This window comes from Streptomyces lanatus, from assembly GCF_014655715.1.
Taxonomy (GTDB): Bacteria; Actinomycetota; Actinomycetes; order Streptomycetales; family Streptomycetaceae; genus Streptomyces; species Streptomyces lanatus.
On the sequence record NZ_BNBM01000012.1, the window covers coordinates 108,463 to 122,264 of the forward strand.

General features: G+C 69.6%; 12 protein-coding genes and 5 tRNA genes. 14 read left to right on the plus strand and 3 right to left on the minus strand.

Annotation, left to right across the window (positions count from 1 at the left end; genetic code table 11):
* Positions 1-8: 8 nt before the first annotated feature.
* The gene (locus tag IE325_RS28525; protein WP_190072963.1) at positions 9-3,671 is read right to left on the minus strand and encodes a sensor histidine kinase; all 3,663 of its coding nucleotides are present in this window, start codon (positions 3,669-3,671) and stop codon (positions 9-11) included.
* A 605-nt stretch (positions 3,672-4,276) separates the two neighbouring features.
* Here IE325_RS28525 and IE325_RS28530 point away from each other — a divergent pair.
* The 9 genes from IE325_RS28530 to IE325_RS28570 all read left to right on the plus strand — a co-directional run bounded on the left by IE325_RS28530 (position 4,277) and on the right by IE325_RS28570 (position 8,167).
* Complete coding sequence (locus IE325_RS28530) at positions 4,277-4,468, plus strand: hypothetical protein (RefSeq protein WP_190072964.1); 192 nt, start codon at positions 4,277-4,279, stop codon at positions 4,466-4,468.
* A gap of 122 nt (positions 4,469-4,590) precedes the next feature.
* A complete protein-coding gene (locus tag IE325_RS28535; protein ID WP_190072965.1) occupies positions 4,591-5,376 on the plus strand; it encodes a fumarylacetoacetate hydrolase family protein in 786 nt (261 codons plus the stop codon).
* Positions 5,360-6,844 (plus strand): glutamate--tRNA ligase, encoded by a 1,485-nt coding sequence (gene gltX / locus IE325_RS28540; protein WP_190072966.1) that lies wholly within the window; start codon positions 5,360-5,362, stop codon positions 6,842-6,844. Before IE325_RS28535 ends, gltX begins: the two co-directional genes overlap by 17 nt.
* 38 nt (positions 6,845-6,882) lie before the next feature.
* Positions 6,883-7,614: an HAD family hydrolase gene (locus IE325_RS28545; protein WP_190072967.1), complete on the plus strand. Its 732-nt coding sequence runs from the start codon at positions 6,883-6,885 to the stop codon at positions 7,612-7,614.
* Between the two features lie 91 nt (positions 7,615-7,705).
* Positions 7,706-7,777: transfer RNA gene (locus IE325_RS28550), tRNA-Gln, on the plus strand.
* Between the two features lie 21 nt (positions 7,778-7,798).
* Positions 7,799-7,871 (plus strand) — tRNA-Glu (locus IE325_RS28555).
* Positions 7,872-7,900: 29 nt separating this feature from the next.
* A tRNA-Glu gene (locus IE325_RS28560) sits at positions 7,901-7,973 on the plus strand.
* Between the two features lie 21 nt (positions 7,974-7,994).
* Positions 7,995-8,066, plus strand: a tRNA-Gln gene (locus IE325_RS28565).
* 28 nt (positions 8,067-8,094) lie between these two features.
* A tRNA-Glu gene (locus IE325_RS28570) sits at positions 8,095-8,167 on the plus strand.
* Positions 8,168-8,217: 50 nt separating this feature from the next.
* Here IE325_RS28570 and IE325_RS28575 read toward each other — a convergent pair.
* Positions 8,218-8,862: a MerR family transcriptional regulator gene (locus IE325_RS28575; RefSeq protein WP_190072968.1), complete on the minus strand. Its 645-nt coding sequence runs from the start codon at positions 8,860-8,862 to the stop codon at positions 8,218-8,220.
* Between the two features lie 87 nt (positions 8,863-8,949).
* Between IE325_RS28575 and IE325_RS28580 the strand changes: the two genes are divergently transcribed.
* Positions 8,950-9,462: a DUF4188 domain-containing protein gene (locus IE325_RS28580; protein WP_190072969.1), complete on the plus strand. Its 513-nt coding sequence runs from the start codon at positions 8,950-8,952 to the stop codon at positions 9,460-9,462.
* Positions 9,463-9,517: 55 nt separating this feature from the next.
* On the opposite strand, the gene ndgR is transcribed toward IE325_RS28580, so the two are convergent.
* Positions 9,518-10,234 carry an IclR family transcriptional regulator NdgR gene (ndgR, locus tag IE325_RS28585; protein WP_031485194.1) on the minus strand — a complete coding sequence of 239 codons (717 nt, stop codon included), beginning with the start codon at positions 10,232-10,234 and terminating at the stop codon, positions 9,518-9,520.
* Between the two features lie 201 nt (positions 10,235-10,435).
* On the opposite strand from ndgR, the gene leuC reads away from it, so the two are divergent.
* From leuC to IE325_RS28605, 4 genes are all read left to right on the plus strand, one after another.
* Positions 10,436-11,860 (plus strand): 3-isopropylmalate dehydratase large subunit, encoded by a 1,425-nt coding sequence (gene leuC, locus IE325_RS28590; protein ID WP_190072970.1) that lies wholly within the window; start codon positions 10,436-10,438, stop codon positions 11,858-11,860.
* A gap of 5 nt (positions 11,861-11,865) precedes the next feature.
* Positions 11,866-12,459, plus strand: a complete 594-nt coding sequence (gene leuD / locus IE325_RS28595) for a 3-isopropylmalate dehydratase small subunit (RefSeq protein ID WP_190072971.1) — start codon at positions 11,866-11,868, stop codon at positions 12,457-12,459.
* 265 nt (positions 12,460-12,724) lie between these two features.
* Positions 12,725-12,955: an SCO5555 family protein gene (locus IE325_RS28600; RefSeq protein ID WP_093910159.1), complete on the plus strand. Its 231-nt coding sequence runs from the start codon at positions 12,725-12,727 to the stop codon at positions 12,953-12,955.
* Positions 12,956-13,094: 139 nt separating this feature from the next.
* Positions 13,095-13,736 carry an HU family DNA-binding protein gene (locus tag IE325_RS28605; protein ID WP_190072972.1) on the plus strand — a complete coding sequence of 214 codons (642 nt, stop codon included), beginning with the start codon at positions 13,095-13,097 and terminating at the stop codon, positions 13,734-13,736.
* The last annotated feature ends 66 nt before the right edge of the window (positions 13,737-13,802 follow it).

Genomic DNA, 13,802 nt, shown 5'->3' on the forward strand with positions numbered 1-13,802 from the left:
TGGCTCAACTAACGCTCCTGCTGGTGAGTGGGGCTCGGGAAGCTGCCGGTCTGGCCGGTGCCGGCCTGGCGACCCTGCGCGATACCCCGACGGAGATTGGTCAGCCGGCCGCGAACGTCGTCAGGCGTACGCGAGACCTGCGGACCGCTTTGGTGCTGTTGCTGCTGAGCCGTCCCCGGGACGAGGTTCGCCCTGGGCACCCGGCGCGGCAGGCCGGAAGTGGTGACGCCGCCCGCGGCCGGCTGCCTGGCGCGTTCAGCCTGCCGGACGAGGTCGTCGTTCGGCGAGCTGCGCCAGGCGGTCGACGCGGGACGTTGGGGGGCGGAGGCCTGCGGCCGCTCCGCGGGGGCCTGCGGCTCCTGGCGGGGAGCCGGGGCCGGGGCCGAGCCGTTCGAACCGGGCTGACGTCCCTGCTGACTGCCGTGGAACCAGTTGGTCTCCAGCGTGTCGTACAGCGGGGTACGCCCGTCACCGGGACCCGTCGCGGGCGGCAGGGCCTCGGGCTCCTGACGCGCGGGCCGCTGCTGCGGACGCGGCGGGGCCGGGGGCTGCGCCGGGGGGACGAGGCCGGAGTTGCCGCCGTAGGTGCCGTTCACCTGCGGCCGCTCGAACTGGCCGGTGGACTCGGGGTTCTGGCGGTCGGGCAGCGCGTGCTGGCCGGTGGAGCTGCCGTCGTACGCCTGCGGTCCGCCGAACTGGCCGGTCTGGGAGCCCGGGGCACCGAAGACGTCCGAGCGGACGAACTGGCCGGTGCTCTGCGGGTTGTAGCTGCCGGGGGACGCGGCGTCGAAGTCCGGGCGGGCGAACTCCGAGGTGGAGCCGGGGCCCTGCCGGTCGTCGACGCGCGGCATCCGGGAGGTCTGCGACGGGTCCTCGTCGTGCCCGCGCGGGGTGTCGAGCGAGGCGCGCGGCACCGGCGGAGTTGCGTTCTCGTCGCTCCAGCTGGGGCGCTGGTTGCCGCCCGGCAGCTCGGCACGCGCACCACCGCGCGGCGGCAGCTGCGGCTGGCGGCCACGACGGCCCTTCTCACCGCCGGGAGGCGGCGACTGCGGCCTCTCCGGGCCCGGGCGGGACTGCCCAGTGCTGGGGCCACGGCTCCCGCCGAACTGGCTGTCACCGAAGGCGTCCATGCCCATGCCCGCGGCCTGCATGCCCTGCGGGGCACCGGGAGCCTGGCCACCGTACCCGGCGCCGGCGCCGGCCGGAGCCGGCCGTCCCTGCGACGGAGCGCCCGGACCCTGCGGTCCACGCGGCGCACCCGGTCCGCCCTGCGGCCCACCGTCACGTCCGGGCAGCGCGGCCCGCGGTCCCTGACCGGCACCGAGTCGGCCACCGCCGGAGGCACCGGTACCGAGCGCACCGCCGGGAGCACCGCCACCCGGCGCACCCGCGCCGAGGGAGCCGCCACCGGCCTGGGCCTGACGACGCGCGGCGGCCACACCGGCGGCGGCCTGCGCGGCGGCCGGACCGCCGGAGGCACCCGGGCCGTTCTGGCCGGGCTTGCCCGGAGCGGGCTTCTTGCCGCCCTGGGCGACGTCCACGGGCAGCATGACCAGCGCGGTCGTACCACCGGAGTCGGACGGGCGCAGCTGGATGCGGATGCCGTGCCGCTGCGAGAGTCGACCGACCACGAACAGACCCATGCGGCGGGAGACCGACACGTCCACGGTGGGCGGCGAGGCGAGCCGTTCGTTGATCGCCGCGAGGTCCTCGGGGGAGAGGCCGATACCGGTGTCGTGGATCTCGATCAGCACACGGCCGTCGGGCAGCGCGTGACCGGTGACCTTGACCTTGGTCTGCGGCGAGGAGAAGGAGGTCGCGTTCTCGAGCAGCTCGGCGAGGAGGTGCACGAGGTCGTTGACCACACGGCCGGCCACTTCGGTGGTCGGCACGGCGGCCAGTTCGATGCGCTCGTACTGCTCCACCTCGGAGGCGGCGGCGCGGAGCACGTCGACCAGCGGGACCGGGCGGGTCCAGCGTCGGCCGGGCTCTTCACCGGCGAGGACGAGGAGGTTCTCACCGTTACGGCGCATACGCGTCGCGAGGTGGTCGAGCTTGAACAGGGAGGACAGCTGGTCCGGGTCGGCCTCGCGCGACTCCAGTTCGGAGATCAGCGAGAGCTGACGCTGGATGAGGCCCTGGGAGCGGCGCGAGAGGTTGGTGAACATCGCGTTGACGTTGCCCCGCAGCAGGGCCTGCTCGGCGGCGAGTCGTACGGCTTCGCGGTGCACGTCGTCGAAGGCCGCGGCCACCTGGCCGATCTCGTCCCGGGAGTGCACACCGACCGACTCGACGGAGGTGTCGACGTCCTGCGGGTCGGACTCGGAGAGCTGCTTGACCAGCTCGGGCAGCCGGTCCTGGGCGACCTTGGTGGCGGTCTCCTCCAGGCGGCGCAGCGAGCGGATCATGGAGCGGGCGACGACGAAGGCGCCGACCAGCGAGACACCGAGGACGAGCAGGATCAGCGCACCGGAGATGATCGCCTCGCGCTCGGACTCGTTGCGCAGCTCGCGGGCCTTCTGCTCCATCTCCTCCAGCAGCGTGGTCTCGATGGCGCGCATGCCCTGGATCTTGGTGGTGCTGTCGTCCACCCAGTCCTTGTACGAGCGCTTCTCCAGGTCGACCAGTGCGTTCGGGTTGCCGAGGGCGCGGTTGGCGTACTTGTCGCTCGCCGTGATCGTCGGGTTGCCCTCTTCGATCGACTTCAGCAGGTCGGCGGCGGCCTGGGTGCCGTAGATGCTGCGGAAGCTCTTCAGCTCCGAGCGCTGGCTCGTCACGGCCGACTCGGCGTACAGCCGGTCGTTCTCGGAGAGGTCGCCGACGGAGCGGTCGTTCGCGGGCAGCGCCGCGGCGAGGACCGCGCGCTGGATGGAGGCGTACTCCTTGGCGGTGGAGAAGGCGGCCAGGGCACGGGTGCTCTGGATCATCTCCGGGTTGCTGGTGGCCTCCGCCATGTCCTGGGAGAGACCGAGCAGGTTGGTGATCAGCCGGTGGTAGGCCTCCACCGTCTGCGTGGAGTTGCTCTCGGCCTCGTAGGCGGTGTTGCGGATCTTGGCGATGTCGCTCAGGTCGCCGACCAGCTGGACGAGGTTGTCGCGGACGCCCTTGAGGTTGCCGTCCTTGCTGGTGTTGTCGATCTCCTCGGACGCCTCGATGAAGCTCTTCATCGCCCGGTCCGACTTGTCCCGGTAGCCCTTGACCGTGTAGTCGGTCGCCTTGGCGCCGTGCGCGAGCGGACCGGCGGACTGGTCGCGCTCCTCCTGGAGCGCCGCGGCGAGCTCGGTGGCCCGCTTGGTCATGTCCGTCAGCAGCCGCATGTTGTCGAGCTGCTGGATGTCGTCCATGTTGTCGCTGATGCGCAGGGCGCCCAGCGAGGTGGCCGCGACCACCGGGAGCGTCAGCAGCGCCACCAGACGCGTGGAGATGCGCCAGTTGCGCAGGGCTATTCGCGAGCCCGGACCGACCTGGCTCTTCGTGGGCTTCTTGGCGGGTGGGGTGGGGGTCGCCGCACCGGGCGACGCCGACACGGCGGGGCGCCCGGAGCGCTCACCACCGTCGACGGACTGGGTCGGGCCCGGGTTCTGGGCGTGCTGGGGCGAGGGACCTCGGTCGGCCCCGCCGTGCTCCGGCTCCGCCGAAGCGCTGCCATCCCTCTTGAAACGTCCCTGCACTAGCGTCGCAACCTCTGGACCAGGCGCCCTTCCGCGTGAACGGACGGACACGGTGTCGGCGTATTAGGGAGCGTCCTGAACACGCTCCCTGATGGTCGTGAGTGACCGGCGCTGGCTCCCCCTTCTCGCCGCCACGTCGGCGCTCGATGCGCCCCCTGTGCGCCGGCTCGATCCTGCGGCGGTCCGTGGAATTCCAGCACAGTGCAGGATCTCCAACAAGGCCCGAGGTCGAGCCGTGACATACGTGACGCGACGTGAGGGTGAGATTACCAGGAGTGGAAACTAATCTCGCCCATAACGGACTTATGCCCGCGAGTGACTCGTGCGCGAGAGGTGTCCCAGTCGCCATGATCAGGAGCGGAATGATTGGTTCAGGGGTGCAATGTCCGTTTCGACGGGTTGAATTGCCGGTCTGAATTGACCGAATTATCCGCCGCCCCGTGAGCAAACTCACATACCGATCAGCGGGTCTTCACGGCATCTCGCGGGAATCGCATGTTTAGCCTGACGCTTTACAAGAGGGATGATTCTGCCAACCCGCGCCGGACCGCAGGCCGTCATCAGGCCCGCCCCGGCGCTTCGTCACGACAGGACTCGGTACAACCGTGAAGACGACGATGATGTTCCGCACCATAGCCAACCCGCGGCGCACGACGCTGGCGCACCTCGAGGACGCCGACGAACTGCAGATCCCGCAGCAGCCGGAGCACTCCGTCGACCTCCCCGCGCAGACCGCCAACCCGCGGCGCACCATCCTGATGGACGCCCCCGTCGGCGCGGCGGCCGCCGCCGAGTAGAGCGCCCCGCCGACCGATGATCGAGCCCCTCACCGGTTAGCCTGGAGCGTCCAGCGTCGGCTCGCGGGCCGTCCGGGCGACCGACACGCACACCAGTTCTCAGTGAGGGGCGCGAAGATCCCGTGCGCATCGCCAGATTCTCCATCGACGGGAACGTCGCCTTCGGCGCGGTCGAGGGCGACAGGCCGGACGAGCTCGTCCTCGACATCATCAAGGGCATCCCGTTCGCGGACTTCGAGCTCTCCGGCACGAAGGTGCCGCTGAGCAAGGTCAGGCTGCTGCCGCCGGTGCTCCCCAACAAGGTCGTGGCGTACGGCCGTAACTACGCCGACCACGCGAAGGAACTCGGCAACGACGTCCCGGACGTCCCGTTCGCCTTCTTCAAGCCCTCCACCTCGGTGATCGGCCCCGGCGACGAGATCCAGTACCCCTCCTTCACCGAGGACCTCCACCACGAGGCCGAACTGGCCGTCGTCATCGGCCGTATGTGCCGAGAGGTCCCGCGTGAGCGCGTGAAGGACGTGATCTTCGGCTTCACCTGCGCCAACGACATCACCGCCCGCGACGTGCAGAAGCGCGAGAAGCAATGGGCCCGGGCCAAGGGCTTCGACACCTCCTGCCCGCTGGGCCCCTGGGTGGAGACGGACCTGGACCTCCGGCAGGCGTCCGACCTCACCATCCAGCTCACCGTGAACGGCGAGCAGCGTCAGCTCGGCCGGACCAGCGAGATGATCCACTCCATCGAGGATCTGATCGTCAACATCTCCGAGGCCATGACGCTGCTGCCCGGCGACGTGATCCTCACGGGCACCCCGGCAGGGGTCGGCCCCCTCGGCGTCGGCGACGAGGTCGCCGTCACCATCGAAGGCATCGGCACTCTCACCAACAAGGTTGTCAAGCGTGGCTAGCGCACCCGTCCGCGTACGTTTCTGCCCGTCGCCCACCGGTAACCCCCATGTGGGCCTGGTCCGCACCGCCCTGTTCAACTGGGCGTTCGCCAAGCACCACCAGGGCACCTTGGTCTTCCGCATCGAGGACACCGACGCGGCCCGCGACTCCGAGGAGTCCTACGACCAGCTGCTCGACTCGATGCGCTGGCTGGGCTTCGACTGGGACGAGGGCCCCGAGGTCGGCGGCCCGCACGCGCCGTACCGGCAGTCGCAGCGCATGGACCGCTACAAGGAGATCGCCCAGCAGCTCCTGGACGGCGGCCACGCCTACCACTGCTACTGCTCCCAGGACGAGCTGGACGCCCGCCGCGAGGCCGCCCGCGCCGCCGGCAGGCCCTCCGGCTACGACGGCCACTGCCGCGACCTGACCGCGGCGCAGGTCGAGGAGTACAAGGCGCAGGGCCGTGAGCCCATCGTCCGCTTCCGGATGCCCGACGAGACGATCACCTTCACGGACCTGGTCCGCGGCGAGCTGACGTTCACCCCGGAGAACGTCCCCGACTACGGCATCGTCCGCGCCAACGGCGCCCCGCTCTACACGCTCGTCAACCCGGTCGACGACGCCCTGATGGAGATCACCCACGTCCTGCGCGGCGAGGACCTGCTCTCCTCGACGCCCCGTCAGATCGCCCTGTACAAGGCGCTGATGGAGCTCGGCATCGCCAAGGGCATCCCCGCCTTCGGTCACCTGCCGTACGTGATGGGCGAGGGCAACAAGAAGCTGTCGAAGCGCGACCCCGAGTCGTCCCTCAACCTCTACCGCGAGCGCGGCTTCCTCCCCGAGGGTCTGCTCAACTACCTCTCCCTCCTCGGCTGGTCGCTCTCGGCCGACCAGGACATCTTCACGATGGACGAGATGGTCGCGGCCTTCGACGTCACGGACGTCCAGCCCAACCCGGCCCGCTTCGACCTCAAGAAGTGCGAGTCGATCAACGGCGACCACATCCGGCTGCTCGATGTGAAGGACTTCACCGAGCGCTGCCGTCCGTGGCTCCAGGCCCCGTTCGCCCCCTGGGCCCCCGAGGCCTTCGACGAGGTCAAGTGGCAGGCGATCGCCCCGCACGCGCAGACCCGCCTGAAGGTCCTGTCGGAGATCACGGACAACGTCGACTTCCTGTTCCTCGCGGAACCGGTCCTCGACGAGCAGTCCTGGACGAAGGCCATGAAGGAGGGCTCCGACGCCCTGCTGCGCACGGCCCGCGAGAAGCTGGAGGCGGCCGACTGGGCGTCCCCGGAGTCCCTGAAGGAGGCCGTCCTGGCCGCCGGTGAGGCGCACGGCCTCAAGCTCGGCAAGGCCCAGGCCCCGGTCCGCGTCGCCGTCACCGGCCGCACCGTCGGCCTGCCCCTGTTCGAGTCCCTGGAGGTCCTGGGCAAGGACACGACGCTGGCCCGGATCGACGCGGCGCTGGCGAAGCTGGCCGCATAGCGCGGACAGACCCCGGTCGTCCGGGTTACCTTCGGATCATGGGGATTCGGGCCGTGGTCTGGGACGTGGACGACACGATTTTCGACTACACCACCGCCGACCGCGCGGGAATGCGGGAGCACTTGCGGGCCGAGGGCCTGCTCGACGGGTACGACACCGTCGAGCAGGCCCTCGACCGTTGGCGCCAGGTCACGGACGCCCAATGGGCGCGGTTCGCCGCGGGGCAGGCGACCTTCGAGGGGCAGCGGCGTGATCGCGTACGGGTCTTCCTGGGCGCGGAGCTGACCGACGCCGAGGCCGACCGGTGGTTCCGGCGCTACATCGGGCACTACGAGGCCGCCTGGGCCCTCTTCCCGGACGTCCTGCCCGTCCTGGACGCCCTCGCCGCCAGCCACCGGCACGCGGTGCTGTCGAACTCCAGCCTCACCGTCCAGGACCGCAAGCTGCGGGTGCTCGGCGTCCATGACCGCTTCGAGGCGATCCTGTGCGCCGCCGAGCTCGGCGTCTCCAAGCCGGAGGCCGGCGCCTTCCACGCCGCCTGCGCCGCCCTCGGGCTCGCCCCGCACCAGGTGGCGTATGTCGGGGATCACCCCGAGATCGACGGGCGGGGTGCCGCGGACGCCGGGCTGCTGTCGGTGTGGATCGACCGCGACGGGGCGTACACCAGCGACGACGACCCCGGTCGGCCGCACCGGATCGCCTCCCTCGCCGAACTCCCCGCGCTGCTCGGCGCGGATACCCGTTTTGGAGCCCCGTCCACCTTCGGGTAATGTTCTTCCTGCGCCGCCGGGGAGCGGGCCGAAAGGCCGGAACCGACGGAGCAAAACTAGAACAAGATCCCCACCGGGGCTTGCGTTCCAGTGGCCTATGGTGTAATTGGCAGCACGACTGATTCTGGTTCAGTTAGTCTTGGTTCGAGTCCAGGTAGGCCAGCTCGCAGAGCTCATCTGCATCGCCCCCGTTGTGTAGCGGCCTAGCACGCTGCCCTCTCAAGGCAGTAGCGCCGGTTCGAATCCGGTCGGGGGTACTGATCTCGGTTCATTCGGGATCGCCAGGGCCCCCGTTGTGTAGCGGCCTAGCACGCCGCCCTCTCAAGGCGGTAGCGCCGGTTCGAATCCGGTCGGGGGTACTGAACTGGTCTAAACCACATTGGTCTATGGTGTAATTGGCAGCACGACTGATTCTGGTTCAGTTAGTCTTGGTTCGAGTCCAGGTAGACCAGCTCGGACCTGCGGAAACGCAGTGTCCACGCCCCCGTTGTGTAGCGGCCTAGCACGCCGCCCTCTCAAGGCGGTAGCGCCGGTTCGAATCCGGTCGGGGGTACGAGACGAAGGCCCTCCGCTTTGGCGGAGGGCCTTCGCTGTATGCGGGGTCTACTCGAAGCCGTACCGCCGTGCCGACTCCTCCTCCTGCGCCAGCCGGTGCAGGGCCTGGAGCATCGGCTGGACGAGGACCGTCCCCAGGACCGCCGTCTCGACCCGCTCGGCCTCCGAGCCATGGGTCTCCACGAAGTCCAGGTCGAGGACCGCCGCCCCGTGCATCAAGCGTGCGTACGCCAGCAGCAGTTGAGGGTCCCAGTCGTAGCCGAGGCGGCGCAGCGCCGCCAGCGCCACGACCAGTGAGCGGTACGACGGCGAGATGGTGACCAGCGCCTGGGCGTTCGACCAGCCCAGGGACTCCAGCAGTTGATCGGCCACCTGGTGCGCGGCCCCGACGTACTCGTCCTCCTCGTCCGGCTCGGGCACCTGTGGCAGGGCCCACAGGGCCGCGCCCATGCGGATCGTGCGGGGGAGGGAGTCGTCGTCGACATGCCCGAGGACGTCCCGGACCGTGGCCACCGGTATCCGGCCGACCTGGATCATCGCGCGGACCAGGCGCAGCCGGCGCAGATGGTCCTCGTCGTACTCGGCGGTGCGGGCGTTGAGCTGCCGGCCCGGCGCCAACAGGCCTTCGCGCAGGTAGTACTTGATCGTCGCGATCGGCACCCCGCTGCGCTCGCTGAGTTCGGCCAGCCGCATGTCTTGCGCCTCTCATTGGGGAGTGCCACTATCCAAGCACCGATCAGGAGGATAGCGCCGCTATCCGATGGGGGAGACGGGGGCGCCATGTTCGCGAAGCCGGTGCTGGGTCGGACGACCGCGGATGCCGAGGGCGATGTGGTGGTGCTGCTCATCGGGATGCGGATCAATCACTTCTGGGCGGTGCACCAGTGGCTCCCGGTCATGCTGTCGATGTTCCGCATGCTGGGGGAGCTTGCGCGGGACGGCGACCGGGGGCTGCTGGGGCGGGTACTGCTGACGGCGTCGCCGCGGACGTACTACGTCGTGCAGTACTGGGAGTCCAAGGAGAAGCTCTACGCGTACGCGACCTCGCCGGACATGTTCCATCACAAGGTGTGGGGGATCATCAACCGCAAGGAGCGGGCCGGGAAGGCGCGCGGGCATGTGGGGATCTGGCACGAGGCGTACGTGGTGCCCGAGGGGGCGTACGAGTCGATCTACGCGGACATGCCGGCGACCGGGCTGGCCGCGGCGCATGGACAGGTGCCGGTCGCTGCGCGCGGGCGGTATGCGAAGGATCGATTCGCTCACAGGTCGGGGAGCGCGACGACTCCCTAGGGTGCGGGAAGAAGGGCCGCCGCGGCGTTGAGGCCGCCCTTTCCCGGTGTGCGGCTCAGCCCGTGCGGCGCAGTGCCTCGGAGAGGCGGGCCGCCGCGTCGATGACCGCCTGTGCGTGCATGCGGCCGGGGTGGCGGGTGAGGCGCTCGATGGGGCCGGAGACGGATACGGCGGCCACCACGCGGTTCGACGGGCCGCGTACCGGCGCCGAGACGGACGCGACGCCCGGCTCGCGCTCGCCGATCGACTGGGCCCAGCCCCGGCGTCGTACGCCCGACAGGGCCGTCGCCGTGAAGCGGGCGCCCTGCAGGCCCCGGTGCAGGCGCTCCGGCTCCTCCCAGGCCATGAGGATCTGGGCGGAGGAGCCCGCCTTCATGGTGAGCGTCGAGCCGACCGGGACCGTGTCCCGAAGGCCGGACAGGCGCTCCGCCGCGGCGACGCAGATGCGCATGTCGCCCTGGCGGCGGTAGAGCTGTGCGCTCTCGCCGGTCACATCGCGGAGGTGGGTGAGAACCGGTCCTGCGGTGGCGAGGAGACGGTCCTCACCCGCCGCCGCGGCCAGTTCCGCCAGGCGAGGGCCGAGAATGAAACGGCCCTGCATGTCACGCGCCACCATGCGGTGGTGTTCAAGGGCCACGGCCAGCCGATGGGCCGTGGGTCGTGCCAATCCGGTGGCCGAGACGAGCCCTGCGAGGGTGGCCGGACCGGACTCCAGGGCGCTCAGGACAAGGGCTGCCTTGTCCAGAACGCCGACGCCGCTACTGTTGTCCATGAAACGATACTCGCGTCTCACTCTGTGAAACGCAAGTTCAATTTTCCGTGGAACACGCCACTCTGGAAGAACGAAGGCAGCGCGGCCCGCGAACGAAACGGGCCTGGCGGCGGGCGCCCGTGACCAGGGGCGCGGGCGGAGGCCGCCTCCTCAAGATCTCTAGTTGGGCCGGTGGACCGTATGCCGGCCGGAGGGAAAGCGATGGGTAGGACACTCGCGGAGAAGGTCTGGGACGACCATGTCGTCCGGCGCGCCGAGGGCGAGCCCGACCTCCTCTTCATCGATCTGCATCTGCTGCACGAGGTGACCAGCCCGCAGGCCTTCGACGGGCTGCGGAAGAGCGGGCGGAAGGTGCGCCGCCTCGACCTCACCATCGCCACCGAGGACCACAACACCCCCACCCTCGACATCGACAAGCCCATCGCCGACCCGGTCTCCCGGGTCCAGCTGGAGACGCTGCGCAAGAACGCCGCCGACTTCGGGGTCCGTCTGCACCCGCTGGGCGACGTCGAGCAGGGCGTCGTCCATGTCGTGGGCCCGCAGCTGGGTCTGACCCAGCCCGGCATGACCGTGGTCTGCGGTGACTCCCACACCTCCACGCACGGCGCCTTCGGCGGTCTGGCGTTCGGCATCGGCACCTCCCAGGTGGAGCATGTGCTGGCCACCCAGACGCTGCCCCTGGTCCGCCCGAAGACCATGGCCATCACGGTCAACGGCGAGCTGCCGGACGGCGTCACCGCCAAGGACCTGATCCTGGCGATCATCGCCCGGATCGGCACGGGCGGCGGCCAGGGCTATGTCCTGGAGTACCGCGGCTCCGCCATCGAGAAGCTCTCGATGGAGGCCCGGATGACCATCTGCAACATGTCGATCGAGGCCGGCGCCCGCGCGGGCATGATCGCCCCGGACGAGACCACCTTCGAGTACCTCAAGGGCCGCCCGCACGCGCCCGCCGGTGAGGACTGGGACGCGGCCGTCGCCTACTGGAAGACGCTGAAGACGGACGCGGACGCCGAGTTCGACGCCGAGGTCGTCATCGAGGCCGCCGAACTGTCGCCGTTCGTCACCTGGGGCACCAACCCCGGCCAGGGCGCACCGCTTTCGGCGTCCGTCCCCGATCCGGCTTCGTACGAAGACGCTTCGGAGCGCCTCGCCGCCGAAAAGGCCCTGGAATACATGGGGTTGGAGGCCGGTCAGGCGCTGCGCTCCATCAAGGTGGACACCGTCTTCGTAGGCTCCTGCACCAACGGCCGCATCGAGGACCTGCGCGCCGCCGCCGAGCTCGTGAAGGGCCGCAAAGTCGCCGACGGCGTACGGATGCTGGTCGTCCCCGGCTCCGCACGGGTCGGTCTGCAGGCCGTCTCCGAGGGCCTGGACGTCGTCTTCAAGGACGCCGGCGCCGAGTGGCGGCACGCGGGCTGCTCGATGTGCCTCGGCATGAACCCGGACCAGCTGGCCCCGGGCGAGCGCTCCGCGTCCACCTCCAACCGCAACTTCGAGGGCCGGCAGGGCAAGGGCGGTCGTACGCACCTGGTGTCGCCGCAGGTCGCGGCCGCCACGGCCGTGCTGGGCCACCTGGCCTCGCCCGCCGACCTGTCCGATGCCCCTGTGCCCGCTGGAGTCTGAGAGTCATGGAAGCATTCACCAAGCACACCGGTCGGGCCGTCCCGCTGCGTCGCAGCAACGTCGACACCGACCAGATCATCCCTGCTCACTGGCTCAAGAAGGTCACGCGGGACGGATTCGAGGACGGGCTGTTCGAGGCCTGGCGCAAGGACGAGACGTTCATCCTCAACCAGCCCGAGCGGCAGGGCGCCACGGTGCTGGTCGCCGGCCCCGACTTCGGCACCGGCTCCTCCCGTGAGCACGCCGTGTGGGCGCTGCAGAACTACGGTTTCAAGACCGTCATCTCCTCGCGCTTCGCGGACATCTTCCGCGGTAACTCGCTCAAGAACGGCCTGCTCACGGTGGTTCTGGAGCAGAAGATCGTGGACGCGCTGCAGGAGCTCACCGAGAACGACCCGCAGGCCGAGATCACCGTCGACCTGGAGGCCCGCGAGGTGCGCGCCGAGGGCATCACCGCCTCCTTCGAGCTGGACGAGAACTCCCGCTGGCGGCTGCTGAACGGCCTCGACGACATCTCGATCACCCTCCAGAACGAGGATGACATCGCCGCCTACGAGGCGAAGCGGCCGTCGTTCAAGCCGCGCACGATCCAGGTCTGACCCCGGGCCCGCGCGCAAGGCGACTTTCGGACACCGCAACACCCCCTCAGTACCCCCGATCAGCCCGATCGGGGGTACTGCCATGTCTGCACCCGAACGGCCCTGCCCCGCCGTCGCGCCGCGCTCAACTTCCCACGTTACGAAGGCTGTTGCCGGGGTACGCGAGTGGTGTCACCGTGACTTCCGCAAGTGCCCGGAAGGCCATTTGAGGCCGGAGTTGCACCCCTGGCAGGCGACAACTCGCCCCAGATGGCACAATCTGTGCATGGAACACGACGGCCAACTCGAGCTCTATGCGGCAGTCGCGGACCAACTGAAGGAAGCGCACACAAGGGTGCGCGCACTGCAAGTCCCGGAGGGCGTACGGATGGCGCTGACCCGGAAGCTGCTGGTCATTACGGCCGCGGCCAAACACGACGTCGCCGAAGCGACAAGGCGTCTGGAGCGGTTCATCGCGGACCTCGACGCGGGGCGATTCCCCGAAGAGGAACGCTGAGAACACCTTCGAGACAGTCGAGTCTGTTGCGGCACAAGGGTGATTAGCCCGTTTCGTGTTTGATTTGCGGTATATATCTGCCTAACGTGCGAAAAAGCTTGAACACTTTCGTTCTGGCGATGTCTCCGAAGGGGAAGACGTGAACAAGGCGCAGCTCGTAGAAGCGATTGCCGACAAGATGGGCGGCCGCCAGCAGGCCGCCGACGCTGTCGACCACGTACTGGACGCGATCGTCCGCGCGGTCGTCTCGGGTGAGCGGGTCTCCGTCACCGGCTTCGGTTCGTTCGAGAAGGTCGACCGCCCCGCGCGGTACGCCCGTAACCCTCAGACCGGCGAGCGGGTTCGGGTCAAGAAGACCTCCGTTCCGCGCTTCCGCGCGGGTCAGGGCTTCAAGGACCTGGTGAGCGGCTCGAAGAAGCTCCCGCGGGGCGGCGAGGTCGCCGTCAAGAAGGCGCCCAAGGGCAGCCTGACCGGTGGTGCCGCGGCGACGGTGAAGAAGGCCGCCGCGAAGAAGGCCACCAAGGCGGCCGCGAAGAAGACGACCGCGAAGAAGACGACGGCCAAGAAGACCACGGCCGCCGCCAAGAAGACCACGGCGAAGAAGACGACGGCCAAGAAGACCACGGCCGCCGCCAAGAAGACGACCGCGGCGAAGAAGACCACCGCCAAGAAGGCGACGGCCAAGAAGGCCCCCGCGAAGAAGGCGACCGCCAAGAAGGCGCCCGCCAAGAAGTCGACGGCTCGCAAGGCTGCCACCAAGAGGACCGCGCGCAGCAGGTAGGCCAACCGCACAGGGGCACTCACGCGCCGGGCCGGACTCCTCGGGGAGTCCGGCCCGCGGCGTGTT

Bases quoted from the DNA above. Each gene is read 5' to 3' on its own strand.
- IE325_RS28575 (WP_190072968.1), bottom strand. From the start codon at position 8,862: ATGCGGCTGGCCGAACTCAGCGAGCGCAGCGGGGTGCCGATCGCGACG.
- leuC (WP_190072970.1), top strand. From the start codon at position 10,436: ATGGGTAGGACACTCGCGGAGAAGGTCTGGGACGACCATGTCGTCCGG.
- IE325_RS28580 (WP_190072969.1), top strand. From the start codon at position 8,950: ATGTTCGCGAAGCCGGTGCTGGGTCGGACGACCGCGGATGCCGAGGGC.
- IE325_RS28545 (WP_190072967.1), top strand. From the start codon at position 6,883: ATGGGGATTCGGGCCGTGGTCTGGGACGTGGACGACACGATTTTCGAC.
- ndgR (WP_031485194.1), bottom strand. From the start codon at position 10,234: ATGGACAACAGTAGCGGCGTCGGCGTTCTGGACAAGGCAGCCCTTGTC.
- IE325_RS28600 (WP_093910159.1), top strand. From the start codon at position 12,725: ATGGAACACGACGGCCAACTCGAGCTCTATGCGGCAGTCGCGGACCAA.
- leuD (WP_190072971.1), top strand. From the start codon at position 11,866: ATGGAAGCATTCACCAAGCACACCGGTCGGGCCGTCCCGCTGCGTCGC.